Source organism: Hymenobacter edaphi, from assembly GCF_003258365.1.
In the GTDB taxonomy this organism is placed as follows: Bacteria; Bacteroidota; Bacteroidia; order Cytophagales; family Hymenobacteraceae; genus Solirubrum; species Solirubrum edaphi.
Map to the genome: position 1 here is coordinate 320,900 of NZ_QHKM01000005.1, position 26,244 is coordinate 347,143.

Consider the following 26,244-nt stretch of genomic DNA (forward strand, 5'->3'; position numbering starts at 1 on the left):
CATCATGCTGCCGCCTGTAATCCAAACCTCCAATATTTCCAAGGTGTACCGGATGGGCACCGAGGAAATCCACGCCCTGCGCTCCGTCACCATCAGCATCAAGCGGGGCGAGTACGTGGCCTTCATGGGCCCCTCGGGCTCCGGCAAATCCACGCTGATGAACATCGTCGGCTGCCTCGACACGCCTACCACCGGCTCGTACGTGCTGAACGGCAAGGATGTGAGCCGCATGACCGACAATCAGCTCGCCGACGTGCGCAACCGCGAAATCGGCTTCGTCTTCCAGACGTTTAACCTGCTGCCGCGCGCCACGGCCCTCGACAACGTGGCCCTGCCGCTCATCTACGCCGGCTACTCCAAGTCGGAGCGCGAGGAGCGGGCCATGGAATCCTTGCGCTCGGTGGGCCTGCACGACCGCGCCAAGCACAAGCCCAACGAGCTGTCGGGCGGGCAGCGCCAGCGCGTGGCCATTGCCCGGGCCCTCGTCAACAATCCCAGCGTGCTGCTGGCCGACGAACCCACCGGCGCCCTCGACTCCAAGACCAGCTACGAAATCATGGAGCTATTTGAGGCCCTGTACGCCCGCGGCAACACCATCATCATGGTGACCCACGAGGAAGACATTGCCCGCTACGCCCACCGCATCGTGCGCCTGCGCGACGGCGAAATCGAAACCGACCAGCCCAATCACGACGTGCGCGCCCACCACGCCGTGGTGCATTCGTAAGCCCCGACGACTATATAGCAGCTCGCTGGCTGTCAAGAACCTGCCCTGGTTAATAGCCGGGGCATTTCTTTTCCCGTAACTTTCGGTAAAACGGCTTTCTTACGAACGGCCGTTTGCCTTTTCATTTACCTGCTTCTGCCCGTTCCCGTGAAGATTTATACCCGCACCGGCGACCAAGGCCTTACCTCGCTGATCGGGGGCACGCGCGTGCCCAAATCCAGCCTGCGCATCGAAGCCTACGGCACCGTCGATGAGCTGAACTCCTGGGTGGGGCTGGTGCGCGACCAGGACGTGAACCTACCCCACCGCGCCCTGCTCAAGCACGTGCAGGACCGCCTGTTCACCATCGGCGCCACCCTGGCTTCCGACCCCGAACGCTCCCGCATGCAGCTGCCCGACCTGCTCGCCGCCGACGTGCTGGAGCTGGAGCAGGAAATGGACCGCCTCAACGAGGTGCTGCCCGAGCTGCGCCACTTTATCCTGCCCGGCGGCCACCCGGCCGTGTCGCACGCGCACGTGGCCCGCTGCGTGTGCCGCCGCGCCGAGCGCCTCGCCATTGCCCTGCGCGAAGACTCCTTCGTACCCGATCTGGTGGTGCAGTATTTGAACCGGCTTTCCGATTATCTGTTTGTACTGGCACGCTGGATGGCCCAGGCCCTCGGCGCCGAAGAAGTAACCTGGCAGCCGCGCCAAAAAGCGTAGCTTCCCCTCCGTTCGTACCCGACCCTTTTTTTCTGCATTCCCCCTCTTTCCCTCTCCACTTTCATGCTTGATACGCTGACGATTCGCACGCAGCGCACCCCGGCCTCGCGCCTGGGTGAGCTTGACCCGGCCAACATCGAATTTGGCAAGACCTTCGCCGACCACATGTTCGTCGTCGACTATGCCAATGGCGAATGGCAGGAACCCCAGATTGTGCCCTTCGGCGACATGGCCGTGAGCCCCGCCAACTCGGCCCTGCACTACGGGCAGGCCATTTTTGAGGGCATGAAAGCCTACCGCACCACCTCGGGCGAGGTGCAGCTGTTTCGCCCCACCGACAACTGCCGCCGCCTGAACCTCTCGGCCGTGCGCATGTGCATGCCCGAAATTCCGGAGGAGCTGTTTATGCAGGGTCTGCTGCAGCTTGTGCGCCTCGATTCTGAGTGGGTGCCCTCGCAGGACGGCTACTCGCTCTACATCCGCCCCTTCATGTTCGCCACCGACGGCCTGCTGGGCGTGCGCCCGTCCGATACCTACCGCTTCGTCATCATCACCTGCCCGGCCGGCGCGTTCTACAACAAGCCTATCCGGGTGCGCTTCGAGGAGAAATACGTGCGCTCGGCCGAGGGCGGCGCCGGCTTTGCCAAGAATGCCGGCAACTACGGCGCGGCCATGTACCCCACTAAGCTGGCCCAGCAGGACGGCTACAACCAGCTGATCTGGACCGACGCCTCCGAGCACCGCTACGTGGAGGAGTCGGGCACGATGAACGCCATCTTTGTCATCGACGGCCGCCTGATAACCCCCGCCGTTAGCACGTCCATCCTCGACGGCATCACCCGCAAGAGCGTGCTGCAGCTGGCCCGCGACTGGGGCATGCCGGTGGAGGAGCGCAAGGTGTCGGTGCACGAAATCGTGGAAGCGGCCCAGAACGGCACCCTGCAGGAAGCCTTCGGCGTGGGCACGGCCGCAACCATTGCCTCCATTGCCGTCATCGGCTTCGAGGGCACCGATTACACCCTGCCCGAGCTGACCGATGCGGCCTTCTCGCGCCGCGTCGGCAAAACCCTCGACGCCATCCGTGCCGGCCAGGCGCCCGACCCGCACAACTGGATGGTGCGCGTATAAGCCCCCGACACTACCAGGCAACCGCCCGTTGCCGGCCATTTACCGGCCGGCAGCGGGCGGCGCTGTTTATCGGACTACCTTTGCCCGCATTCCGCTGCCGCGCCGGCAGCCCGGGCCGCTTTCCGGTCCGTTTTTTCTCACCCCGCTACCCTTTCGCGCAGACCCCTATGACTGCAGAGCAAGTGAAAGACCTGAGAGGCCGTGTGGAGGCCTTGAGGAGGTACCTTTGACTACGATAACCGCAAAGCCCAGGTAACCGACCTGGAACAGCAAAGCCAGTCGCCCGGCTTCTGGGACGACTCCAAAAAGGCCGAAGCCACCCTGAAGGAGCTGAAAGGCATCAAGGTGTGGACCGACGACTACGAAGCCGCCGAGAAGACCCTCGACGACCTCGACGTGCTCTTTGATTTCTACAAGGAAGGCGAGGCCACCGAAACGGAAATCAAAGCGGAGTACGACAAGACCGTGCAGGCGGTGGAGCAGCTGGAGTTCAAGCGCATGCTCTCCAACGAGGAAGACCAGCTCTCGGCCATTCTCGAAATCAACCCCGGCGCGGGCGGCACCGAAAGCCAGGACTGGGCCGAGATGCTCATGCGCATGTACATCATGTGGGGCGAAAAGCACGGCTTCACGGTGCGCGAGGTCAACTACCAGCCGGGCGAAGGCGCCGGCATCAAGTCGGCCACCTTGGAAATCGACGGACAGTTTGCCTACGGCTACCTCAAAAGCGAAATCGGTGTGCACCGCCTCGTGCGCATCTCCCCGTTCGACAGCAGCGGCCGGCGGCACACCTCGTTTGCGTCGGTGTTTGCCTACCCGGTGGTCGATGACAGCATCAACATCACCATCAACCCCGCCGACATCAGCTGGGACACGTTTCGGGCCGGCGGCGCCGGCGGGCAGAACGTGAACAAAGTGGAAACCGCCGTGCGCCTCACCCACGCCCCGTCCGGCATCATCATCGCCGTGCAGATTGAGCGCAGCCAGCTCATGAACAAGGAACACGCCCTGCGCATGCTTAAGTCGCGCCTGTACCAGATTGAAATGGACAAGCGCAACGCGGCCCGCGCCGAAGTGGAAGCCGGCAAGAAGCGTATCGACTTTGGTTCGCAGATCCGCAACTACGTGCTGCACCCCTACAAGCTCATCAAGGACATCCGCACCGGGGTGGAGCGCACCGATGTACAGAACGTCCTCGATGGCGACCTGGACGAGTACATCAAAGCATGGCTGATGGAAAACTAAGCGCTTCAGCAGCCTTCACTGAAGCCAAAAGAAAAGGGCCGCCCAGTTTGGGCGGCCCTTTTCTTTTGGCTTCGGGGCGGTTAGTCAACCACGTCCCAGAAGATTTTGGTGTACTGATCAACCGTCGGTACGTTGCTCAGGTTGGTGCTGAACTCGCTCAGCGGGTAGAGCAGACGCGTGGGCAGCTTGTTCTGAGCTGCCTGAACCGACAGCGGGATGCGCGGCAGGCCGGTACGACGGATGTCGTCCCAGGCTTCCACACTAGCCACCGAGTTCAGCGCCAGGTACTTCTGGTAGATGATAACGGACTGCTTGCCCAGGCTGTTGGCCACGGCGAGGTCGTAGTTCACCAGCGGGTTCGTGGTATTGGCCGTGATGTACGTGTTGAACTGCGCGATACCAGCGGCATTGGCCGTGGTTTGCGAAGCCAGCGTGGCACCGTTGATGGCACCCAGCGTGGTGGTAGCAGGACGGTAGAAGTACAGGAACGAAGCCTTGATGCCGTCCAGGAAATCCTGCTTGGCCAGTACTTCATCGGCCGCACCGGAGGCGGTCATCAGGCCGCGGGTTTCGGCTTCAGCCTTGTTGAAGTGGTGCTCCGCCAGCAACATCAGCGGCGTGGGCTGGGTCAGGCCTTTGAAGATACCGCCGCTGGCCGTGGCCGATTCCGTACCCCGGAAGCGCGAAGCCTGGCGCGTGGTGGCCGTAGCCGTACCAACCGTGGGAGGCGAAGCCTCGCCGAGTACCCCGCCAACGTAGCCCGGCGTGTTCACGCCGCCAATCACACGAGCACCCAGCGTGTACAGCTGCGAAACGCGCGGATCGTTGTTGGTGTTGTACTGGTCGATGATGAACTGCGTCGGAACTTGGTAGTTACGCTCCGTGGCGCCGGTACCGGCTACCGTGTAGGCGTAGCGGTTGTACAGCGGGTTCTGCTGGCTGGCGTTCTGGGCGTAGCCAGGCTGCACCACCACGTCGGAGGTAATGAAACCATCCGGAGCCGTGCGCAGAGCAGCTAGCTGCGTGCGCACTTCCGTATCGATGGTGGCGTTGCCCGTCTGCGACTCGCGCAGCAGGATGCGCAGCTTCAGGCTGTTGGCAAACTGCTTCCACTTGGTCATGTTGCCGCCGAAAACGATGTCTTCGGTACCAACTGCCCGCGAGCTTGCATCAGCGGCGGCCGTGTTGATGTCAGCCACGGCACCCGTCAGCTGCACCACCAAGTCTTTGTAGATGTCCTGCGCCTTGTCGTAAGACGGCGTCACGGCGCCAGCACCCTTCAGCGCCTGCGAGTACGGAATGTCCCCGTACTGGTCGACCAGCAGCAGGAAGCCGTAGGCCTTCATGATGCGGCCGATGGCGGCGTGGTTCGGGTAGCCGGTGGCAGTACCACGAGTCTGAATGATGTTGTAGTCATTCAGGTTGTCGTAGGTGTTGTCGAACAGGCCCGCGTAGTACGAGGTCGAGTAGTTGTAGGTCTGCTCCTCGCCGTAGCCGCTGACGGTGTTGGTCTTGGTCCAGTAGCCGGCAGCCCAGCTGGCGTAGCTGTTGTAGCTGGGGGTGTTACCCGTGTAGATGGCGGCCGTGGTGTTCAGCGCCTGCGCCAGCACGACGTCCGGCGTTACCGATTCCGCCGTGAAGGCGTTCGGGTTGGTGTTGATATCGAGAAACTTCTCGCAGCTGGTTGTAGCAGCCGTAAGCGCTGCCGCAAACAGGATTCTGGGTAGTACTTTCATGGATGTAAGAGCAGCTTAGAGAGTTACGTTCAGCGTTGCCCCGTAGAACTTGGTAGGCGGCGTATTCAGGTTGGTGTTGATACCGATGGCGTTGGAGTTCGAGAAGCTGAATTCCGGGTCGGTGTAGATGTTTTCTTTCGGCACCCACGTGAAGATGTTACGACCGAAGAAGTTAATCGAAGCACCCTTCACGAAGCCGACTTTCGATACCACCGACGTGGGCAGCGCGTAGGCCAGCGACACTTCGCGGATCTTGAAGAACTTACCGGAAGTCACGTAGTTTTCAGCCACCGTGCGGTTCCAGGTCGAGTTCTGCGCCCAGAATTCGGCACCACCCGGGGTCACGCCCGAGGTGTTCGGCACGTAGGACACGTTGCCGTTGGCGTCGGTCTGCGGAATAGCCGAGTTGGGGTACACAAAGTTCTGACGGTCGTACTGCGCGCTGCGGGCACCGCTGCCGGTGAAGTCGAGGTCCTCACCGATAGAGTTATACACTACGTAGCCCGTGCGAAGTTCCCCTTGACCAGCCAAAGTGATGCCTTTGAAGGTCAGCGAGGTGTTGAAGCCGTAACGATACTTGGGCTGGGTGTTGCCGAAGGTCATCAGGTCACCTGCTTTAACCGGGAAGTAGTACTGCGTCGGGTCGCCCGTCGGATCGTACGTGTTCCGGGTCGGGGCCATGGCAATCAGGTTGGTGTTGGGGGCACGCTGGTAGTACGAGCCACGCAGGATCGGGAACGGCTGGCCCGGGATGGCGTACACCTGCGCGTTACCGCCCGACGACAGCGCCAGCTGCGTCAGGCCGTTCGGCAGCGAGATTACCTCGTTGGCGTTGTAGTTGAAGTTGCCACCAACGGTCCAGCTGAAGCCGTTGTCCAGACGCACCGGCGTCAGGTTCAGGTCGATTTCAACCCCGGTGTTTTCCACTTCCCCGGCGTTGATCAGGTTCGAGGAGTAGCCCGTGGCGCGGGAAATGCTGACCGGAATGGTCTGGTCCTTACTGTTCTGCTTGTAGTAGGTCACCGCACCGGCTACGCGGCGCTTCAGGAAGCTCAGCTCCAGACCTACTTCGTACGAAACAGTGGTTTCAGGCGTCAGCGCGGGGTTCACCTGCTCGTTGTCGGCCGTGTACGAAGCCGTGGCGCCGAAGGGGTAGCCCGTACCCAGGCTCAGCGTGGGGTCCAGACGGTAAGCCCCGAAGCTCTGGTACACGCCCACCGTGCTGTTGAAAGCGCCGGAGGTGGTACCGCCCAGGTTGATCTGGCTTACCTTGGTGATACCGCCGCGAATCTTACCGTAGTCGAGGAACGAAGCGTCTTTCAGAGCCGGAACGGCGTTGCTGAAGATAAACGATGCGTCGACGGCCGGGTAGAAGAAGCTGCGGTTGTCTTTGCTCAGGTTCGATACGTTGTCGTAGCGACCCGAACCGTGCAGGTACACGAAGTCTTTGTAGCCAACGGTAGCGTCGGCGTAGAACGCGTACGAACGAACCCGGGCCGAAGCGTCGGCGCCGGTCAGGTTGCCCACGCGGTTCGACAGGTTGAACAGGCCCGAAGCCGACAGACCGGCCGAAGCCACGTTGCGGTAGTTGGAGCTGAACTGCTGCACGTTGTTACCCAGGATGGCCTGCAGGGTGATGTCGCCGAACGACTTGTCCATGCTCAGGAAGGCATCCGAGTTGATGCGGTTCTGGTTGCTGGCAATGTCACGTACAAAGCCGCCCGGCTGGTAGCTCTTGTAGGTGTGCTCCAGCGTGTAGGTGCTCAGGCGCAGGCGGTCCTGGCTCTGCAGGCTCGACTGGTCGATGTTGGTAATACCGATGCGGTACTGGGCACGCAGCCAGTCGAAGATTTTGTACGACAGGTCAATGCTACCAATCAGCGTATTACGGTTATCCTTCGTACGGTTGTTGTCGAGGATGTAGTACGGGTTGTGGTAGAAGTTATTGTAGTAGCCGTCGGGCGTAGCGTACGGGTTGTTCTTCCAGTCTTTGTACGAGGTGAGCGGCACCTGCACGCCGGTGTTGAACCAATTCCAGTACACCGACTCGTCGCGGGTCAGGTTCGACGTTGCGTCTACCCGCTGCAGGGTGTACGATACGTTGGTGCCCACCGTCAGGCGGTTGAACTCGTGCGAGGCGTTGAAGCGGAACGTGTTACGGTCGAACTTGTCCTTGGGCACGATACCATTGTTGCGCACGTTCTGGTACGAGGCGTAGTACTTGGTTTTCTCGTCTCCACCGGAGAAGGTCACCGAGTTCTGCATCTGGTAGCCCGTGTTCCAGAACTTGCGCTTTTCGTCCTCACGAGCGACGTACGGCATCATCTGGGTGGTGCCGTCGGCCAGCACGTTGCCCAGCGGGCGTACCACACCGTCGAAGCGGGGGCCGAACTGCTGGTTTTCGAAGCTGTTGTACTGGTAGTCTTCGTTCAGGTCGACCTCGTTGTTCGGGGCGTACGGCTCGCGGGTTTGGTTCCACGAGTTGGCGCCCAGACCAAACTGCGTCTGGAAGTCGGGCAGGAACGAGATAGATTCAAACTGCGACGTCTGCGAGAACGTGACCTGCGACGTGGCGGAGCCTTTCTTGGTGGTGATTACCAGAGCGCCGTTCGAAGCCTGCGAGCCGTAGAGAGCGGCGGCGTTGGCGCCTTTCAGCACCGAGATGCTGGCCACGTCGTCCGGGTTCAGCGCGAGCAGTGCATCGTTGGTAGAGATGTTGCCATCAATAACGATCAGGGCTTCGTTGTTACCCAGCAGCGAGCGGTTGCCGCGCAGCGTAACGCGCACCTGCGGGCTTACACCGGCACCGATGGTTTGTACCTGCAGACCGGATACTTTACCAGTCAGGCCGTTGGTTACGTTGGTCACACGGGCCTGCGTAACTTCTTTGGTATCAAGCGTGGCGGTAGCATAACCTACCTGCCGCTCCTGACGCTGAATGCCCAGGGCACCCGTAACGACCACTTCACCGAGCTGCTTGGTGTCATTGGCCAGCGTTACGTTGATAACCGAAGCATTACCTACCGGACGTTCAATCGTCACGTAGCCGATAGATGAGAAGACGAGGGTAGAGGCGTCAGCCGGTACGTTGAGGGTGTACGAGCCGTCGGCGTTCGTGGAAGCGCCGTTAGTAGTACCCTTTACCAGAACCGTCACACCAGGTAGTCCTTGCCCACTGGAAGCATCCAGAACGCGACCCGAGATGGATCGGCTCTGCGCTGCTGCCTCGTGCACCATAAGAGGTGCCGCCAGCAGCGACGCTACTAGAAGTTTTTTCATTTGTAGAAAGTGAGTGATGGTGAATGAGTGTCGCCAAATATAATCAAAGTTTGTATTCGCTCTATAAATGGATTCTGGCAAAAAACGCCCATAGGATGCAATAACCTCAAAAAAAAGAGCCTCAACATCTCATTTCGCTAGTTACCCCCTCCGTCGCTGGCCCACTCCTTACTCCCCAACGCACCTCCCTGTCGATCAACTACATACCCTTGGCAACTCAGGTAGATCCGGCTTCCAGCACTAAATAAGCGCTTTTGATAAAAATAAAAAATATTAAAATAGTATTAAAGAATAACTGGATTTATCCAAGCTACTGCTAAGACCGGACCAGCAGCTTGATCCGGCAGGTTTTCGGCGTCCGCGCCAGCCCTTGACGTTACTATATTCTATTGATTGTCCCGAATTACCGCTTTCGGCCCAGCGCAACGTGCCTTGCACCTCCCGCCGGCTGAAGTTTGCCGGCAACACCTGGAGTAGGACCAAAGGACGGATACTTTATATTCTACAGGGCTGGTTTTATGGCCGATGTAGCCCAGGCCAGACCTTTTCGGGGACGACTCAGGAACTGGCAGGCGTCGGGCAAGCGGCAATGCGCAACGGGCGCCGGCGTTGCGTGTCCCTTACGGCCAGCGCATTACCGCCAGCATTATTAATACCTCGCGGCCGTGGCGGTGCGGCCGGCATAATTGCTTCAGGACCATACCCCGAGCGGCGGCAAAAGAGCATTACGGCCCGCGTTCGGCCAACATAATCCGCACAACTCAGCTAATGAGGTAGGTACGTTGAGCGTGAACCCTTTATATTAGCACGCTCATTACTTACCCCAACTATAGATATCCACTCTTAGCTATTTAATTAGCCATCTTGCGTCCTTTTCCCTGAGTGCCCTCGACCACCCCCAGCCTAAACCTCCTCACACACCCATCATCCCTTTTTTTCACCGCATGAACAAACTTTTACTGGGCCTGATACCCTTGGCCGCCATTGTGCACCAAGCAAATGCCCAAACCCGGAGTCTGTCCGGGCGTGTCACTGACCGCAGCACCGGCGAAGGCATTCCCGGGGTAACGATTGTGGTTCCGGGCACGACGGTTGGCGTGTCGACCAACGCCGACGGCTCGTACGTTCTGGATTTGCCCGCTGGCAGCAAAACCCTGCGCATCAGCTCGGTGGGCTACCAGACGATGGAGCGCCCCGTGGGCAACGAAACGACGCTCAACATCGCCCTGGCCACCGACACGAAGATGACCAGCGAGGTAGTCGTGACGGGCTACGGCGGTTCGCAGGACATCAAGGACATCACCGGCTCGTTTGCCAAGCTTGATCAGACCAAGCTGACCTCGCAGCCGGTGCAGAGCGCTGACCAAGCCTTGGCCGGCCGGATTGCCGGGGTGCAGATTACCAACACCAGCGGTACGCTCGGCGACGCGGTAACGGTGCGCATCCGCGGCATCAACTCCATCAACGGCAGCTCCCAGCCGCTGTTCGTGGTCGACGGCATTCCGATGACGGAATTCGGCAACATGAACATCATGACCGATGGCGTGCGCTACAATCCGCTGGCCGACATCAACCCGAACGACATCGAGTCGATGACGGTGCTGAAGGACGCCTCGGCGGCGGCCATCTACGGTTCGCGCGCCACCAACGGGGTAATCCTCATCACGACCAAGAAAGGCAAGAACGGCCAGGCCAAACTGACCGTGAATGCCTCGACGGGCTTTATGCAGGCGGCCCGCCTGCCTGATCTGCTCAACGCCGCTGACTTCCGCGACATCACCAACGAGAAGTTCCTCAACGCGGGCAAAGGGGCGCCGGCCGCCAACGGCGACGCCAACGGCGACGGGGTGGAAGACGACACCGACTGGCTCAAGGAGGTGTACCACAAGGGCTTCATGCAGGATTACCAGCTGGCCCTGACCAGCGGTAACGACAAAGGCAGCTATTACGCCTCGGTGGGCTATTCGGACCTGAAAGGTTCGCTGATCAACAACCGCCTGCGGCGCGCCAACGGCCGCATCAACATGGAGCTGACGCCCAAGACCTGGGTGAAGGCCGGTGTTAACATCGGTTTCAACCACGCCCTCAACCAGGGCGTGCTGACGGATAAGTACCTGGCCGGGGCCACCGTAGCGGCCTACAACGCGCCGCCCAACGTGCCGGCGTACAACAACAGCGGCGGGTACAACCTGAGCGACGCGCTGAACATTGGCCTGGGCGGTTTCCGCAACCCCGATGGGAGCGTGGTGGGCAGCGACGGCGGGCTGGGCTTCAACAATGCAGGCGCCATGACGCCCTTCATTCTGAACCGGTTCTTCCACCCGATTGCCAACCTGAACCTGCAGAAAAACAACAACACCCAGCGCCGTTTGCTGGGCAACTCGTACCTGACGCTGACGCCCCTGAAAGGCCTGAGCATCACGACCAAGTTCGGGCTGGATTACCTGAACAACTACGAGTACCAGTACAACGACCCGACCATTGCCGGTCTGGGCTACGACTGGGGCGGCAAGGCCGGTCCGGGTTCGGGCGGCCTGGTGCAGAAGTTCCGGGCTGACAACACGCTCTCGACCTGGCAGAACTACGCCACCTACTCCCACCTGTTCGGCGACAACCACAACATTGACGCCACGGCGGGCTACGAGCAGAACCTGGAGACGTACGAATCGTCGTTCAGCCAGGCCGCGTTCATTTCCGACGAGAAGTTCAAGGACGTGTACTCCGGCCTGTTCGATCAGGCGCAGTCCAACCAAGGCGGTTCGCGGGACGTGACGGCGTGGCAGTCGTTGTTTGGCCGCCTGAACTACTCGTTTTCGGACAAGTACTACGCCACGTTTACGGCCCGCCGCGACGGCAGCTCCCGTTTCGGCACTACGCGCCGCTGGGGCTTCTTCCCCGGCGTTTCGGCCGGCTGGCGCATCTCGCGGGAGGCTTTCATGAGCAATATCAGCGTCATCAACGACCTGAAGCTGAAGGCCAGCTACGGCCTCGTCGGCAACAGCGCCGGTATTCCCTCCTACGCTTCGTCGACGCTGATCGGGCAGGGCCAGTACGGTCCGTTCCAGGGCTACGGCATCAACCAGCTGACCAACCCGGCGCTGCGCTGGGAGACGGGCAAGAAGCTGGACATCGGCTTTGATGCCTCCATCATCAAGGATCGGATCAGCATCAACTTCGATTACTTCAACAACAACATCGACAACCTGCTGCTGGGCGTACCGGCCATCTACAGCACGGGTATTCCCCAAGGCGTTATTGCCCGCAACGTGGGTAAGATGTACAACCGCGGGGTGGAGCTGACGGTCAACACGACCAACGTGGAAACGCCGACCGGCTTTAAGTGGACGTCGTCGTTTAACTACACCGTCATCAAGAACCGGGTTACCGAACTGTCGACCGGTGGGGACGTTATCGCGCCGAACGCCGTTTTCCACCGCGCCAGCGAGGGCCACTCCATCACGGAGTACAAAATCCTGCAGTGGGCCGGCGTGAATCCGGCCAACGGCAACCCGCAGTGGTACGACGCCAACGGCAACCTGCGCGAGTACAGCCCGACGACGCAAACCTGGCAGCAGAACGGCGAATCGACCGTCGGCGGCAAACCGGTAGCGGCCGCTACTACCGCTACCGATGGGGTATGGACGGGCAAAACCAGCTTCCCGACCTGGTTTGGGGGGCTTGACAACACGTTCTCCTACAAAGGCCTGCAACTGGAGGTGTTCCTGCAGTACAGCGGCGGCAACTACCTCTACAACGCCACCCGCTCCAGCATGTTGACGAACTACGTCAGCAACAACTTTGTTGAAATCAAAGACCGGTGGAAGAGCCCGGGCGACGTGACGAATGTTCCGCGCCTGTTCGTCGGCGACAACACGGATAAGAACAGTTCGACGCGCTTCATGGAGAAAGGGGACTTCCTGCGCGTGCGGCAGGTCCGCCTCTCCTACGTGCTGCCGGCGGCCGTTAGCCAGAAGTTCGGCTCGTCGCGGGCCAACGTGTTTGCCATGGTGCAGAACGCGTGGGTGTTCACCAAGTACTCGGGGGCTGATCCGGAGGTCAACTCCGCCGCCAACGAGGGCGCGTCCAGCAACATCGGCTACGGCGTCGACAACCGTTCCAACCCGCAGGTGCGCACCGTCACGGCCGGCATCAACCTCGACTTTTAATTCTTCCTGCTGACTTTGTTCATGAAATTCATATTTCCTTTTGTTCGGCGGGCCGCTTTCCTGGGCCTGCTCGCGGCAGCCAGCACCGGCTGCGACCTGTTGCAGCAAGATTCGCCGCAGGACTTCAGCCCGGACGACGTGTTCGGCTCGCCCGCGCGTATCGACAAGGCCGTGGTCGGCATCTATGACGGCCTGCAGGACGGCGACTTCCTGGGCAGCCGCGCGCTGATTTACAGCGACGTACGTTCCGACGATGTTGATCCGGCAGGCGCTTTCTCGTCGCTGGCTTTCAGCAACATTCCGTCGAGCGACGGATTTGCGCTGGGTGCCTGGGCGGGCGGCTACCGCAGCATGTACATGGCCAACTACGTTATCCGGGAGCTGGAAAAGCGCAACGGCGCGGGCCTGGATGCGGCCCGGTACAACCAGTACATCGGCGAGGCCAAGTTTGCGCGCGCCCTCTGCCACTTCACGCTGGTTAACCTGTTTGCGCAGCCCTACAACTACTCGGCCGACGCTTCGCACCTGGGTATTCCGATTCAGTTGACGGCGCCCGACGGCACGGAAGCTTACCAGCCCGATCAGCAGCTGGCCCGCTCCAGCGTGCGGGAGGTATACGCCCAGATCGAGCGCGACCTGCTGAGCGCCGTTGATCAGCTCCCCGAGTCGCAGGGCGGCGGGCGAGTGAGCATTGCCCGCGCCACGAAAGACGCCGCCCGCGGGCTGCTCTCGCGCGTGTACCTCTACAAGGGCGACAACACCAACGCCGCGCGCTACGCCGCCGACATCGTAAACTCCAACCGGCACCAGCTGAACACCACGGCGTTTACCGAATTCAAGACCGCCGCCGGGGGCGACCAGCCGCTCACCAGCGAGTCGATTTTCTTCATCGCCATGTCGCAGGGAGATAACCCGAACACCAACGCGGCAATCGGACAGCACTACGCGCCCACGACGGGCGACATCACGGTGACGCCCTACCGCAACGCGCTGCCGGGCCCGGCTACCGGCTCGACCAACGCGACCAACACGGACCGTCGCCGCCTGGACATGCTGGTGCTGCGCTCGAACCGCTGGTGGACCCGCAAGTACACCTCGGACCTGCCCAACGGCTCGGCCGGTGGCTCCAACGTGGCGGCCTGGATTCCGATTATCCGCTACCCGGAAATCCTGCTCACCCGCGCCGAGGCGCTGGTGAAGCTGGCCGGCAGCATCACCGATCTGCAAACCGACACGACGGCCCTGCACATGCTGAATCTGGTGCGTGAGCGTTCCAGACCGCTGAACGCCGCGCGCTACACCAAGAACACCTTCAGCACGAAGGAGCAGTTCCTGGATGCCGTGCTGCGGGAGCGGCGCTTCGAGCTGGCCTTTGAAGGCCACCGCCTCTACGACCTGCTGCGCAACGGGCGCAACGTGCCGGCCCACGGCACCACGTCGACGGTGCAGCAGCTGGACTGGAAGAGCCCCAAGTCCATCCTGCCGATTCCGGCCAACGAAATTGCCCGCAATCCGAACCTGGTTCAGAACGACACCTACTAAGCTCGTTTAGCGTCAGCCAAGCTCAACGGCCCGATCGAAATTCGATCGGGCCGTTGTCATTTTGGGACATTCCTGATTTAAAATGGGTATTCCTTTTCAGATAAGAAAACCACTCAACCGTTTACAAATCACCACCATTTAGCCAGTATTACCATTAAAAATGCATTAATCTTATTGGAATAGGATTACTCTACAGTACATTTAGAATACAGCTTCTCAATTCACTCACTCACTTTTTCATTCCATGAATAAACTTCTACTGGGTTTGCTTCCCTTGGCAGCGATTGTGCACCAGGTGGAAGCCCAGACCCGTCAGATTTCCGGCCGGGTTACGGATAGAACCACTGGCGAAGGAATTCCCGGCACCACCGTGCTGGTAAAAGGTACCACTACCGGCGTTTCAACCAACTCGGACGGCAGCTTTACCGTGTCCGTGCCATCGTCGGACGCCGTGCTTCAGATTAGCTCGGTTGGGTATATCGCAACGGAGCGTACGGTTGGCAACGATACGCAGGTTAACATTGGCCTAGCTGCCGATACCAAGCAGCTGACGGAAATCGTCGTAACGGGCTTTGGTGGTGCGCAGGAACGCCGGGAAATTACCGGCTCCATCGCAACGGTGAAGGCTTCGGATTTTGAAAACCAGCCCATCGTCGGCGTCGACCAAGCTCTGCAAGGCCGGGCCGCCGGTGTGCAGGTAACGCAAAACTCTGGTACGCCGGGCTCGGGCATTGCCGTGCGCGTACGCGGCGCGGCTTCGCTGTCGGCGAGCAACGAACCGCTGTACGTAGTGGACGGGCTGCCTATCAACTCCGGTAGCTACACCAACATCGGCACCGGCAACCAGCAGACCAACGCGCTGTCGGACATCAACCCGAATGATATCGAGTCGATTGAAGTGCTGAAGGACGCCGCGTCGGCCGCTATTTACGGTTCGCGGGCTTCCAACGGGGTAGTGCTGATTACCACCAAGCGTGGCAAAGCGGGCAAAACCCGCATCACGCTGGACTACTACCGTGGCACCCAGACGGCCTGGAAAAAGCCGAACAACATCAGCGGACAGCAGCAAACCGAGCTGTTCCTGGAAATGATTGAAAACCGCTACCCACGCGCTGCCAACGGTTCCATTCCGGCGTTTGGCGTGCCCTTCCGCAGCTACGCCGACGCCGCCGCGTACGCGTTTGGCTCGGGTGCTTTGGCAGTTAACGGCGGGATTTACCAATTCAACGACGACGGCGACGGCGTCCGCGACGTAGCCACGTTCCAGAATCCGTCGAGCGCGACGAACACCAACTGGTCGGACGAAGTGTTCCGCACGGCTCCGATTACCAACTACGAGCTTTCCTTTTCGGGCGGCAATGACAAAACCCGCTTCCGCGTAGGGGCCGGCTATTTCGACCAGGACGGGATTCTGCTCGGCTCGGGCTTCAAGCGCGCCAGTGCCCGCATCAACCTGGAAAACAGCATCAGCGACCGGGTACGCATGGGCCTGAACGTGGGCCTGAACCGTTCGGTGAACAACCGCATCAACAACGACAACAACATCAACGGGGTGCTGAGCGCCGCGGCGCTGGTAGCCAGCGACGTACCCGTGCGCAGAGCCGACGGTACTTACTACAAAGACCCCGGTGCATCGACCGAAAACCCGGTGGCGGCGGCGCTGGAGCCCACCATCAAGGGCGTCAGCGGACGCATCATCGGTTCGCAGTACACCGAATTTGACATTCTGAAGAACCTGAAGTACCGCGCTACCTTCGGCCTGGATTACCTCACGTTCAAAGACGACACCTTCTTCCCAACCACGACCAACACCGGCGCCGGTACCAGCGGCTCGGGCACCTCGTCGTACCGGCAGGACGTCAACTGGAACCACGTCAGCGCGCTGACCTACTCCAACACGTTTGCGGACGCGCACTCGGTAACCGCCCAGCTTATCGGCGAATACCAGCGCGACCTGTTCAACGAGGTGTTTGCGCAGGCGTCGGGCTTTCCCGGCAACAGCGTGGAGCAGCTGTCGGCCGGTGCCTTGAAGACGGGGGCATCATCCAGCGAAAACGAGTGGCGGATCGGGGGTCTGCTTACCCGTTTGAACTACTCGTTCCGCGACAAATATCTTTTCAGTGCCAGCATCCGCCGCGACGTGTCTTCGCGCTTCGGCGCTAACAACCGCGTGGGTTACTTCCCCGCCGTGTCGGTGGGCTGGCGTCTGGTGGAAGAGAGCTTCATCAAGAATATCGCGGCCATCAGCGAACTGAAGCTGCGGGCCAGCTACGGCCAGACCGGCAACCAGGAAATCGGCAACTTCGCTTCGCGCGGCCTGATTTCGACGGGGGCCAACTTCCAACAGGTAGGCGGCTTGGCCCTGGGTCAGCTTGAAAACCCCGACCTGAAATGGGAGCGGACGGCGCAAACCAACGTGGGCATCGACTTTGGTCTGCTGAATAACCGCATCCTGATCGTGGCTGACGCTTACAAGCGCGACACCCGCGACCTGTTGCAGGCCCGCCTCGTTCCGGGCAGCACCGGTTTCCTTTCCTACCAGGCCAACGTGGGTAGCATCGAGAACAAGGGCCTGGAGCTGGGCATCACCACGGTGAACATTCAGGGTGACGGCACGGGCAGCTTCGAGTGGACCTCGAATCTGAACCTGACCTTCAACCGCAACAAAGTCACCAAAATTCTTGACGGTACGCCCTTCGCCGCCGGCTTTGCCAGCTGGGTAGAGCAAGGCAAGGCGCTGGGGTCCTTCCGCGGTTACCGCGTGGACGGCATCTTCCAGACGCAGGAGGAAATTGACAACCTGGACCGCGCGGCCGTGGCCGCTACCGGCGTGGCCACGGCCCGTTACCAGACGGCCCTGACCCGCCCCGGCGACATCAAGTTCCGTGACCTCAACGGGGACGGCGTCATCACAGGCGACGACCAAGAAATCATCGGCAACGCGCAGCCCAAGCTGTTTGGGGGCTTCACCAACACCGTGCGGTACAAGGGCTTCGACCTGACGGCCTTTATCCAGGTGAACCTTGGCAACGATATTTACAACAACACGACTTCGTTCACGCAAGGCATGAACACGGTGTACGGCCAGGATGTGTCGGTGCTGAACCGCTGGACGCCCAACAACACCAACACGGACATTCCGCGGGCGGTGTACGGCGACCCGAACAACAACCGTCGCGTGTCGGACCGCTTCATCGAGGATGGCTCGTACGGCCGCCTGAAGAACCTCGTGCTGGGTTACACCCTGTCGCCTTCCCTGGCCAACCGCGCCAAGCTGAGCTCGGTGCGCGTGTACGTACAGGCCCAGAACCTGTTCACCATCACCAACTACTCGGGCCTCGACCCGGAAGTCAACACCTTCAGCGGCTCGAACACCGCGCTGGGCACGGATTTTCTCACCTATCCGCAAGCCCGCACCATCACCGGGGGCATTAGCCTGGGCTTCTAATTCACCTTCTTCGCCTTTTCGCAATGCATAAGCATACTTTCCGCCGTGTAGCTTCCGCAGCGGCTTTTCTTCTCACCCTGGGCTTCGGCACCACGTCTTGCGACGACGTCGTCGAGGTAGACCCGCGGGCCAGCCTTGATCTGAGCACCGGCCTGAGCACGCCGTCCGACGTACAGGCCGGTCTGCGCGGCTCCTACGACGCGGTGCAGAGCGTGAACTACTGGGGGCTGCGCTACATGATGTTTGCCGATCTGGGCGCCGACAACGCCCGCCACACCGGCACGTTCCCCACGTTTGCGCAAATTGCCAACAACCTCATCCTGCCCGACAACACCGAGCTGGCCAGCATCTGGAACATCATTTACAGCGGCATCAACCGTTGTAACTACGTCATCGTGGAAGGGCGTAAGATTACCGACCCGAGCTTTACCACCAAGGGCGAAGTAATAGCCCAGGCCCGGGCCCTGCGCGCGTTCCATTACATGAACCTGCTGGGCTACTGGGGCGGAACGCCCGAAGGCTACGGCTACCCGGGCGGCCTGGGCGTGCCCCTGCGCATGCAGCCCACGGCCGACATCAACAGCCCGGCCATTCAGCCGCTGGCCCGCTCCAGCGAAGCCGTGGTGGTCGACTCCATCAAAGCTGACCTCACCTACGCCATCAGCAAGCTGCCGAACTACAGCTCGGCAGTGGGTGGCGGCGGCAGCACCAACTCCCGCGCCTCGATTGGCAAAGTAGCGGCTCTGGCCCTGCGCATGCGCCTGGAGCTGCGCCTGCGCAACTACGCGGAGGTCATCAACTACGCCAACCAGATTCAGGCCACCTACGGCACGACGGTTCCGCTGGAAGGCATCTACGCCAACATCTTCAGCAACAAATTCTCGACGGAAGCCATCTGGGAACTGCCGTTCGACGCCGTGGATGCCAACCAAATTGCCTTCTTCTGGTTCCCGACGGCCAACGGCGGCCGCAACGAGGTGGACCCGGCCACTACGCTGGCCGGTGCCCACGAAACGGGTGACAGCCGCCTGCCCGTCAACGTAGCGTCGTCTCCCAACCCGACGGGCGCTACCCGGAAGTTTTTCCGCGTCACCGGCGACGACAACGTGCTGCTGATTCGTACGGCGGAGGTGCTGCTCTCCCGGGCCGAAGCGTACGCCCGCAATGGGCAGTTGTTTGAAGCACTGACGGACCTGAACCGGGTACGTGCCCGCGCTGGCCTGGCTGCCCGCGCTGGTCTGACCCAAGCTCAGCTGATTACGGCCATTCTGAGCGAGCGGCGCATTGAACTGGCCAACGAAGGCCACCGCTGGTTTGACCTGCGCCGCACCAACACCGTGCAGACGGTGCGCACGGATGTAACGCAGACGTACCGCAATCTGTGGCCCATTCCGCAGCGGGAGCGGCAGACCACGCAGAACCTGGTGGAACAGAACCCCAACTACTAAACGGGAACTTCCCCCAAGCAAAAGCCCCGACCAGACTGGTCGGGGCTTTTTTTATGCCAGCTCGTTGATGCGTAGGCAAACCGGCTCGGCCGCGGCAACCGGCTGCCGGAGCCAGGCGGCTATTCGTTGGCCCACCTGCCCCGCATCGGCCAGCTGGCCGTCCTGGTGCAAGCCGACGAAGCGGGCGGCTTCGCTGAAGCTCCCCTCCCCCGCCGCGCGGATGTGTGCCTGCATGTCGGTATCCACGGTGCCCGGCGCGAGGCTGCGGATGCGTACGCCGCGGCCGCGCTGGTCCTGCTCCTTCTGCGCCACCTGGCTGAGCATGTCCAGGGCGGCCTTGGAAGCGCAGTACGCGCCCCAGCCGTCGACGGGGCGCTGGCCGGCGCCGCTGCTGATGTTGAGCACGGTGCGCGGGCACGTGAGGCTGCCGTAGGCGCTCAGGAAGGTGTTCATCAGCATGGCCGGGGCAATGACGTTGACGTCGAACACAAACTCGTAGTGCTCGTTGGGCAGCTCGCCCGCGTAGCTGATTTCGCCCATCACGCCGGCGTTGTTTACCAGGGTCAGGCTACCGGCGTCGGGGCGGGCGGGGAACAGCTTGTAGAGGTTGTTCTGCACGGCCACGATGTCGGAAAGGTCGAGGGGCTGGTGCTGGTAGCGCGGGTGCTCGATGGTGGCGTGGCGCGACACGCCCAGCACGTGCGTATCGGGCTGCTGCAGCACGGCCTCGGCCAGGGCCCGGCCGAGGCCCCGGCTGGCGCCGGTAATGATGTAGTAGTGCATGTGGGAAATGGCGAAATGGTGAGGTGGTGAAACGGGGAGTATCCGTTCTGGCGCCCGGCTCCCCGGCAAATACGCCGGGAAAGGGGTGGCCGTTGAACCTCGACTCACTATTTCACCACCTCACCAGCACACTAACTCACAGAATGTACTGGCTCAGGTCGCGGTTGCGCACCATACCCTGCAGGCGCTGCTCCACCAGCTCGCGCGTCACCTGAATGTGGGCGTTGGGGCCGATGCGGTCGGGCACGTCGAAGAGGATGTCGTTGAGCAGGCGGCTCATAACGGTGTGCAGGCGGCGGGCGCCGATGTTTTCCACCTCGCTGTTGACTTCGAAGGCAATGCCGGCCAGCTGCTCCAGGGCCGCGTCGTCGAAAGTCAGCTCCACGTCTTCGGCCTTGAGCAGGGCTTCGTACTGCTTGGTAAGGGCGTTTTTGGGGTCTTTCAGGATGCGGTAGAAGTCCTCCTTGGTCAGGCTTTGCAGCTCCACCCGAATGGGGAAGCGGCCCTGCAGCTCCGGAATCAAATCGGAGGGCTTGCTGACGTGAAAGGCGCCGGCGGCGATGAAGAGGATGTGGTCGGTGTTGACTACGCCGTACTTGGTGGTCACAGCCGAGCCTTCGACGATGGGCAGCAGGTCGCGCTGCACGCCTTCGCGGCTCACGTCGGGGCCGCTCTTGTTGGCGTTGGAGGAGGCCACCTTGTCGATTTCGTCGATGAAGATGATGCCGGCGTTTTCGGCCAGCCGAATGGCTTCGTCCTTCACTTCGTCCATGTCGATGAGCTTGGCGGCTTCCTCGTCGAGCAGGATTTTGCGGGCCTCGGCAATAGTGACCTTGCGCTTGCGCGTCTTCTTGGGCATCATCGAGCCGAGCATGTCCTGCAAGCCCTGCAGCGAGGCTTCGTCGAGGCCGGCCTGCCCGCCCATCAGGCCGATGCCGGGGCTGCCGCCCTGCTGCACCTTGATGTCGATAAACCGCTCTTCCAGCTCACCGCGCTGCAGCTTTTCGCGGAACCGCTCCCGGGTCCGCTCGTTCAGCTCCAGGTCGGAGGACGGCATGTCGTCGGGGCCCGCACCGGTGCTGCCGCCAAAGCCCAGGCCGCCGGGCTTCACGACCGAGCTGCCGACGCCCGGCAGCGGCGGAATCAGCGCGTCGAGGATGGCGTCTTCCACGGCCTGGGCGGCCTGGCTTTTCACGGCTTCCTTGCGGCGCTGCTTTACCAGGTTTACGGCCTGCTCGGCCAGGTCGCGCACCATGCTTTCCACGTCGCGGCCCACGTAGCCGACTTCGGTGAACTTGGAGGCCTCGACCTTGGTGAAGGGCGCATCGGCAATGGCGGCGAGGCGGCGGGCAATTTCGGTTTTGCCCACGCCCGTCGAGCCAATCATCAGGATGTTGTTGGGCACGATTTCGCGCTGCATGTCGGCCGGGGCGTGCAGGCGGCGCCAGCGGTTGCGCAGGGCAATGGCCACGTTGCGCTTGGCGTCGTGCTGGCCGATGATGTATTTGTCGAGCTCGGCCACAATCTGGGCCGGCGTGAGGAAGGTGGCGGAGTCGAGCATAAGCGGGAAAAGCGGAGTAGCGCCGCTGCCGACTAGATACTAAGCCGCAGCGGTAGGGTTGCCCGGCTGCAAAAATGATGGCGGAAACCGGCAGCGTGCCGTTCTGGCAGACGACAGCACCCGCCGTCATTCCGCGCATCAAGCGGCGTCCATCCTTCCTCTCGCGGCACGACGGCTCAGCTAGCACTACCCAAAACAGCACTGCCCGAAACCGCGCTGATGCTGGTTTCGGGCAGTGCTCAGGTTACGGCTGGCCCATTGGCCAGGACCGATTGCTTCGGCTACACCTCGCAATGACCGCGGGTGCCGCCGCTGGCCAATACTAGCCTTGCTCAGTCCTTCTTGCCGAACAGCTCGTCCACGTTGCGGGTCAGGGTTATGTAGTTGGCTCCGCCGGAGACGTGGTACATGGCGCGGGTGTACTCGAACTGATAGGCTCCCAGCCGGAGCATGCCGCCGAAAGCCAGACCGGCGCCGCCGGAAGTGTTGTCGAGGCGCAGCTCGCGGCGGCGCATGTGGTTGTACGACACGCGGATGTTGAAGCCCTTGCCCAGCAGCAGCTCCCCGCCTACCGTGAAGTGGCGCGCAATCTTGTCGCCGACGCTCTTCTTGGGCACTTTGGTGGTGCCGTCGAGGCTCTGGGTGCGGCTCTGCAGGGTGTCGAGGTACACGATGTCGAACTGCTGCAGGTGGTGGGCCGTGATGGTAAAGCGCACCGGCATGTGCTCGGGCTTGATGGAAGTGCCCAGCTGCACGTCGAAGGGCAGCGGCTCGCGGCTGCTGCCGTCGAAGGGCTTCACCTGGTAGCCCAGGTTCTTGACGGCCAGGCCCACCGTCCAGTCCTTTTCAGGGTGCTTGAACACGCTGCCCACATCGAGCAGGGTGGCCAGCGAGTGGTTGCCGGCAATGCCGGCCACGGCGAAGCGGGCCGTGGCGCCCATGGTGAACGGCCCGACTTCGTGGGCATTGCTCAAACTCAGGTGGTAGTCGTTGACCGAAAACTTGCCCATGGGGTTGCCGGCCGGGTCGTACATATCGAAGTCGCCGTAGCTGAGGTACGAGAGGCCGAAACCCCAGCGACCGAGCTTCGCGGAGTTGCGCACGTAGGCGGCCGTGCTCTGCTTGATGTCGCCGAGGTAGCCGCCGTAGCTCAGGGCCAGGCGGCCGTCCATATCGGCGTTGAGCAGGGCCGGGTTGCCGTAGAGCATGTTCGGGTCGGCGGTGCGGCCCGACACGCTCATGCCGCCCACGCCGGCCAGGTAGGCGGCGGGCGGCAGGTTCAGCGAAGAGAAGACGCTTTGCCCGCCCACCTGGGCGTGAGCAACCGTGAGGCCGCCGGCAAAGGCGGGCACAACCAACAAAGCACGAAGCCAGGACCGCTGATTGCGCTGATAATTCGCTGATAACGGGGAGGCAGACAGGCGGCGTACGGGTCGAATCATCACAGCTAAGATACAACAGGGAAACGCGAGCCTAACGCTGCATTGGCGGTTTTATGATACACCGTCCCGGCTTTACTCGTAGTGGTTTTCCTGCTCCGCCGGATTCGCCGGCAAATCCGGTTGCCGCGCGCCCCAAAAACGCAGGAAGTCCTGCTTGCCGCCGACCCCGGCCTCGTCCATCATCCTGACCTGAAAAGGAAAGCGTAGCCCCGCTCCGACTGGCTGCCGAAGCGGGGCTACGCTACTCTAAAACCGGCCGGCTTTACTGTACTTCCACTTCGTGCAGCGGGGCGGGAGCTTTTTCTTCCTCGCGCACCACCAGCTTCAGCGGCTTGGGCACCAGTTCGTCCAGCAAGGCCACCTGCAGCACGTCGTCGACGCGGTCGGCGTAGTGAATGCGCAGGTCCTTCACGTATTCGGCGGGGATTTCCTGGATGTCCTTGCGGTTTTTGTGGCTCAGGATGATGTCCTTGATGCCAGCGCGCTTGGCGGCCAGCACCTTCTCCTTGATGCCGCCCACCGGCAGCACCTTGCCGCGCAGGGTAATTTCGCCGGTCATGGCCAGGTGGGAGCGGATTTTGCGCTGCGTAAACACCGAGGCAATGCTGGTGAAGATGGCAATGCCCGCGCTCGGCCCGTCCTTGGGCACGGCGCCCTCGGGGAAGTGAATGTGCAAATCGTACTGATCGAACAGGCGGTAGTCGATGCCCAGCTCCTCGGCCCGGCTGCGCAGGTACGACAGCGCCGTTACGGCCGATTCCTTCATCACGTCGCCGAGCTGGCCCGAGAGGGTGAGCTTGCCCCGGCCCCGGCTCAGCAGGCTTTCGATGAACAGAATGTCGCCGCCTACGCTCGTCCAGGCCAGTCCCGTGACTACGCCGGCCGTGTCGTTGTCCTGGTACAGGTCGCGGTCGAAAATGGCCGCGCCCAGGATTTTGCTCACGTCCTCGGGCTCCAGCTTGGCCGGGAAGGTTTGCTTCATGGCCTTGTGCTTGGCAATGTTGCGCGCCAGGGCCCCCAGCTTGCGCTCCAGGCTGCGCACCCCCGATTCGCGGGTGTAGTCGTCGATGACGCGCTGCACGGCGCTGGTGCTGATGCTCACGTCCTTGGCGGTGAGGCCGTGCTCGGTCACCTGCTTGGGCCAGAGGTGCTTTTTGGCAATCTGCGTCTTCTCCTCCAGCGTGTAGCCCGTCAAATCGATGATTTCCATCCGGTCGCGCAGGGCGGGATGAATGGAGTCGAGCGAGTTGGCGGTGGCAATGAAGAGCACGCGCGAGAGGTCGTACTCCACTTCCAGGTAGTTGTCGGTGAAGGTGGAGTTCTGCTCGGGGTCGAGCACTTCCAGCAGGGCGGCCTGCGGGTCGCCGCGGAAGTCGGAGCTGAGCTTGTCAACCTCGTCCAGAATCATCACCGGGTTGGAGGCGCCAGCTTTCTTGATCTGCGAGATGATGCGGCCGGGCATGGCGCCCACGTAGGTTTTGCGGTGCCCGCGGATTTCGGCCTCGTCGCGCACGCCGCCCAAACTCAGGCGCACGTACTTGCGGCCCAGCGCCGTGGCGATGCTGCGGCCCAGGGAGGTTTTGCCCACGCCGGGGGGGCCGTAGAGGCACAGAATCGGGGCGCGCAGATCCTGCTTGAGCTTGAGCACGGCCAGGTACTCCAGGATGCGCTCCTTCACCTTTTCCAGGCCGTAGTGGTCCTGATCAAGGATTTTGCGGGTGCGCGTCAGGTTGAAGTTGTCCTTGGTGTACTCGCCCCAGGGCAAATCGAGCAGGAACTCGGCGTAGTTCAGGCTTACCGGGTACTCGGCGGCCATGGGGCTCATGCGGCCCAGCTTGTCCAGCTCCTTCTGGAAGTGCTTGGCCACGGCCTCGGGCCACTTTTTGTCCTTGGCCCGCACGCGCAGCTTGTCCAGCTCCTGGTCGGGGCCTTCCTGGCCCAGCTCGTCCTGCAGCACCTTCAGCTGCTGGCGCAGGAAATAGTCGCGCTGCTGCTGGTCGAGGTCGGTGTGGACCTTGTTCTGGATTTCGTGCTTGATTTCGAGCAGCTGGATTTCCTTCAGCAGCAGCTCCAGCAGCCGGGTGCCGCGCTGCTGGCCCTCGTTGATTTCCAGCAGCTGCTGCTTCTGGCCCACTTCCACGTTGAGGTTGGAGGCCAGAAAGTGAATCAAAAAGGCTGGCGACTCGATGTTGTCCAGCGCCACCTGGGCTTCCTGCGGAATTTCGGGGTTGAGCTTGAGCATCTTGGTGGCCGCGTCTTTCAGCGAAGCCACCAGGCCCTTGATTTCCTTGGTCGAGCGCGTGGGCATCAGCTCGGGCAAATACTCCACCCGGGCCGCGAAGTAGGGCGTGCTCTGGGTGATTTCGCCGATGCGGAAGCGCTGCTGGCCCTGAATGATGATGGTGGTGTTGCCGTCGGGCAGCTCCAGCAGCTTCAGGATGCGGGCCATGGTGCCCACTTCGTAGAGGTCGGCAATGGCCGGGTCCTCGGCGTTGCCGGTTTTCTGGGCCACCACACCCACCAGCTTGTCGCCGCGGTAGGCGCGGCGCACCAGCCGGATGCTCTTCTTGCGCGTTACCGTGACGGGCAGCACCACGCCGGGGAAGAGCACGGTGTTGCGTACGGGCAGAATGGGCAGCACTTCCGGCGTTTCGCCCGGCTCGGGCGTCCCCTGCTCCGGGTCGGCCGACACGACTTGCACCAGCTCGTCGGGGCCGTCGGTCATGAGGTGAAGCCCGGCGGGCAAACGCGGATCGGATTTTTTAGGCATAGCAAGGGAAAAGGGCGGCAGCGCCAGAATGGCAGCCCCGGGCCGCGTAAAGGCTCCCCGGGAAACGAAGATACCGCTTTGTCAAGTGCCGTGCCATGCCAAAACGCGCGGCCACTGCGGCAGGGCGGCCGGGCCGCCGCTGAGCCGGGCCCGGCGGGCAACGAACGGGCCGTTGGCGGCAGGTTACAAGGGCGGAACTACCGCCGGCGAAACCGCCGAAGAGCAGCCAAATGCCGCGTACTTCTTGCAAATTTTCAATTCCGCCTA

General features: G+C 61.7%; 14 protein-coding genes. 8 read left to right on the forward strand and 6 right to left on the reverse strand.

Annotated elements, in window-relative coordinates:
- The first annotated feature begins 4 nt into the window (after window positions 1-4).
- From DLM85_RS17315 to prfB, 4 genes are all read left to right on the forward strand, one after another.
- The gene (locus DLM85_RS17315) at window positions 5-727 is read left to right on the forward strand and encodes an ABC transporter ATP-binding protein (RefSeq protein ID WP_111479371.1); all 723 of its coding nucleotides are present in this window, start codon (window positions 5-7) and stop codon (window positions 725-727) included.
- A gap of 147 nt (window positions 728-874) precedes the next feature.
- Window positions 875-1,429 (forward strand): cob(I)yrinic acid a,c-diamide adenosyltransferase, encoded by a 555-nt coding sequence (locus DLM85_RS17320; RefSeq protein ID WP_111479372.1) that lies wholly within the window; start codon window positions 875-877, stop codon window positions 1,427-1,429.
- A gap of 63 nt (window positions 1,430-1,492) precedes the next feature.
- Window positions 1,493-2,557 (forward strand): branched-chain amino acid aminotransferase, encoded by a 1,065-nt coding sequence (locus DLM85_RS17325; RefSeq protein WP_111479373.1) that lies wholly within the window; start codon window positions 1,493-1,495, stop codon window positions 2,555-2,557.
- 167 nt (window positions 2,558-2,724) lie between these two features.
- A protein-coding gene (gene prfB / locus DLM85_RS17330; protein WP_111479374.1) for a peptide chain release factor 2 occupies window positions 2,725-3,802 on the forward strand; the annotation gives its coding sequence in 2 pieces (ribosomal slippage) (window positions 2,725-2,775 and window positions 2,777-3,802; 1,077 coding nt in all).
- A gap of 80 nt (window positions 3,803-3,882) precedes the next feature.
- Here prfB and DLM85_RS17335 read toward each other — a convergent pair.
- Complete coding sequence (locus DLM85_RS17335; protein ID WP_111479375.1) at window positions 3,883-5,538, reverse strand: SusD/RagB family nutrient-binding outer membrane lipoprotein; 1,656 nt, start codon at window positions 5,536-5,538, stop codon at window positions 3,883-3,885.
- Between the two features lie 15 nt (window positions 5,539-5,553).
- Window positions 5,554-8,817 carry a SusC/RagA family TonB-linked outer membrane protein gene (locus DLM85_RS17340; protein ID WP_111479376.1) on the reverse strand — a complete coding sequence of 1,088 codons (3,264 nt, stop codon included), beginning with the start codon at window positions 8,815-8,817 and terminating at the stop codon, window positions 5,554-5,556.
- A gap of 944 nt (window positions 8,818-9,761) precedes the next feature.
- Between DLM85_RS17340 and DLM85_RS17345 the strand changes: the two genes are divergently transcribed.
- From DLM85_RS17345 to DLM85_RS17360, 4 genes are all read left to right on the forward strand, one after another.
- On the forward strand, window positions 9,762-12,983 hold the full coding sequence (locus DLM85_RS17345; protein ID WP_111479377.1) for a SusC/RagA family TonB-linked outer membrane protein: 3,222 nt from the start codon (window positions 9,762-9,764) through the stop codon (window positions 12,981-12,983).
- Window positions 12,984-13,004: 21 nt separating this feature from the next.
- Complete coding sequence (locus DLM85_RS17350) at window positions 13,005-14,525, forward strand: RagB/SusD family nutrient uptake outer membrane protein (RefSeq protein WP_133257117.1); 1,521 nt, start codon at window positions 13,005-13,007, stop codon at window positions 14,523-14,525.
- Between the two features lie 244 nt (window positions 14,526-14,769).
- Window positions 14,770-17,973 carry a SusC/RagA family TonB-linked outer membrane protein gene (locus tag DLM85_RS17355; protein WP_111479379.1) on the forward strand — a complete coding sequence of 1,068 codons (3,204 nt, stop codon included), beginning with the start codon at window positions 14,770-14,772 and terminating at the stop codon, window positions 17,971-17,973.
- Between the two features lie 23 nt (window positions 17,974-17,996).
- Entirely contained in the window at window positions 17,997-19,421 is a 1,425-nt protein-coding gene (locus DLM85_RS17360; RefSeq protein ID WP_111479380.1) for a RagB/SusD family nutrient uptake outer membrane protein, read from the forward strand.
- 51 nt (window positions 19,422-19,472) lie between these two features.
- Here DLM85_RS17360 and DLM85_RS17365 read toward each other — a convergent pair whose 3' ends face one another.
- The 4 genes from DLM85_RS17365 to lon form a co-directional block, all read right to left on the reverse strand.
- A complete protein-coding gene (locus tag DLM85_RS17365; RefSeq protein ID WP_111479381.1) occupies window positions 19,473-20,204 on the reverse strand; it encodes an SDR family NAD(P)-dependent oxidoreductase in 732 nt (243 codons plus the stop codon).
- A 136-nt stretch (window positions 20,205-20,340) separates the two neighbouring features.
- A complete protein-coding gene (gene hslU, locus DLM85_RS17370; protein WP_111479382.1) occupies window positions 20,341-21,765 on the reverse strand; it encodes an ATP-dependent protease ATPase subunit HslU in 1,425 nt (474 codons plus the stop codon).
- A gap of 332 nt (window positions 21,766-22,097) precedes the next feature.
- Window positions 22,098-23,117 carry a type IX secretion system protein PorQ gene (gene porQ / locus DLM85_RS17375; protein WP_243636015.1) on the reverse strand — a complete coding sequence of 340 codons (1,020 nt, stop codon included), beginning with the start codon at window positions 23,115-23,117 and terminating at the stop codon, window positions 22,098-22,100.
- A 352-nt stretch (window positions 23,118-23,469) separates the two neighbouring features.
- The gene (lon, locus tag DLM85_RS17380; protein WP_424321696.1) at window positions 23,470-25,977 is read right to left on the reverse strand and encodes an endopeptidase La; all 2,508 of its coding nucleotides are present in this window, start codon (window positions 25,975-25,977) and stop codon (window positions 23,470-23,472) included.
- Window positions 25,978-26,244: the final 267 nt, after the last annotated feature.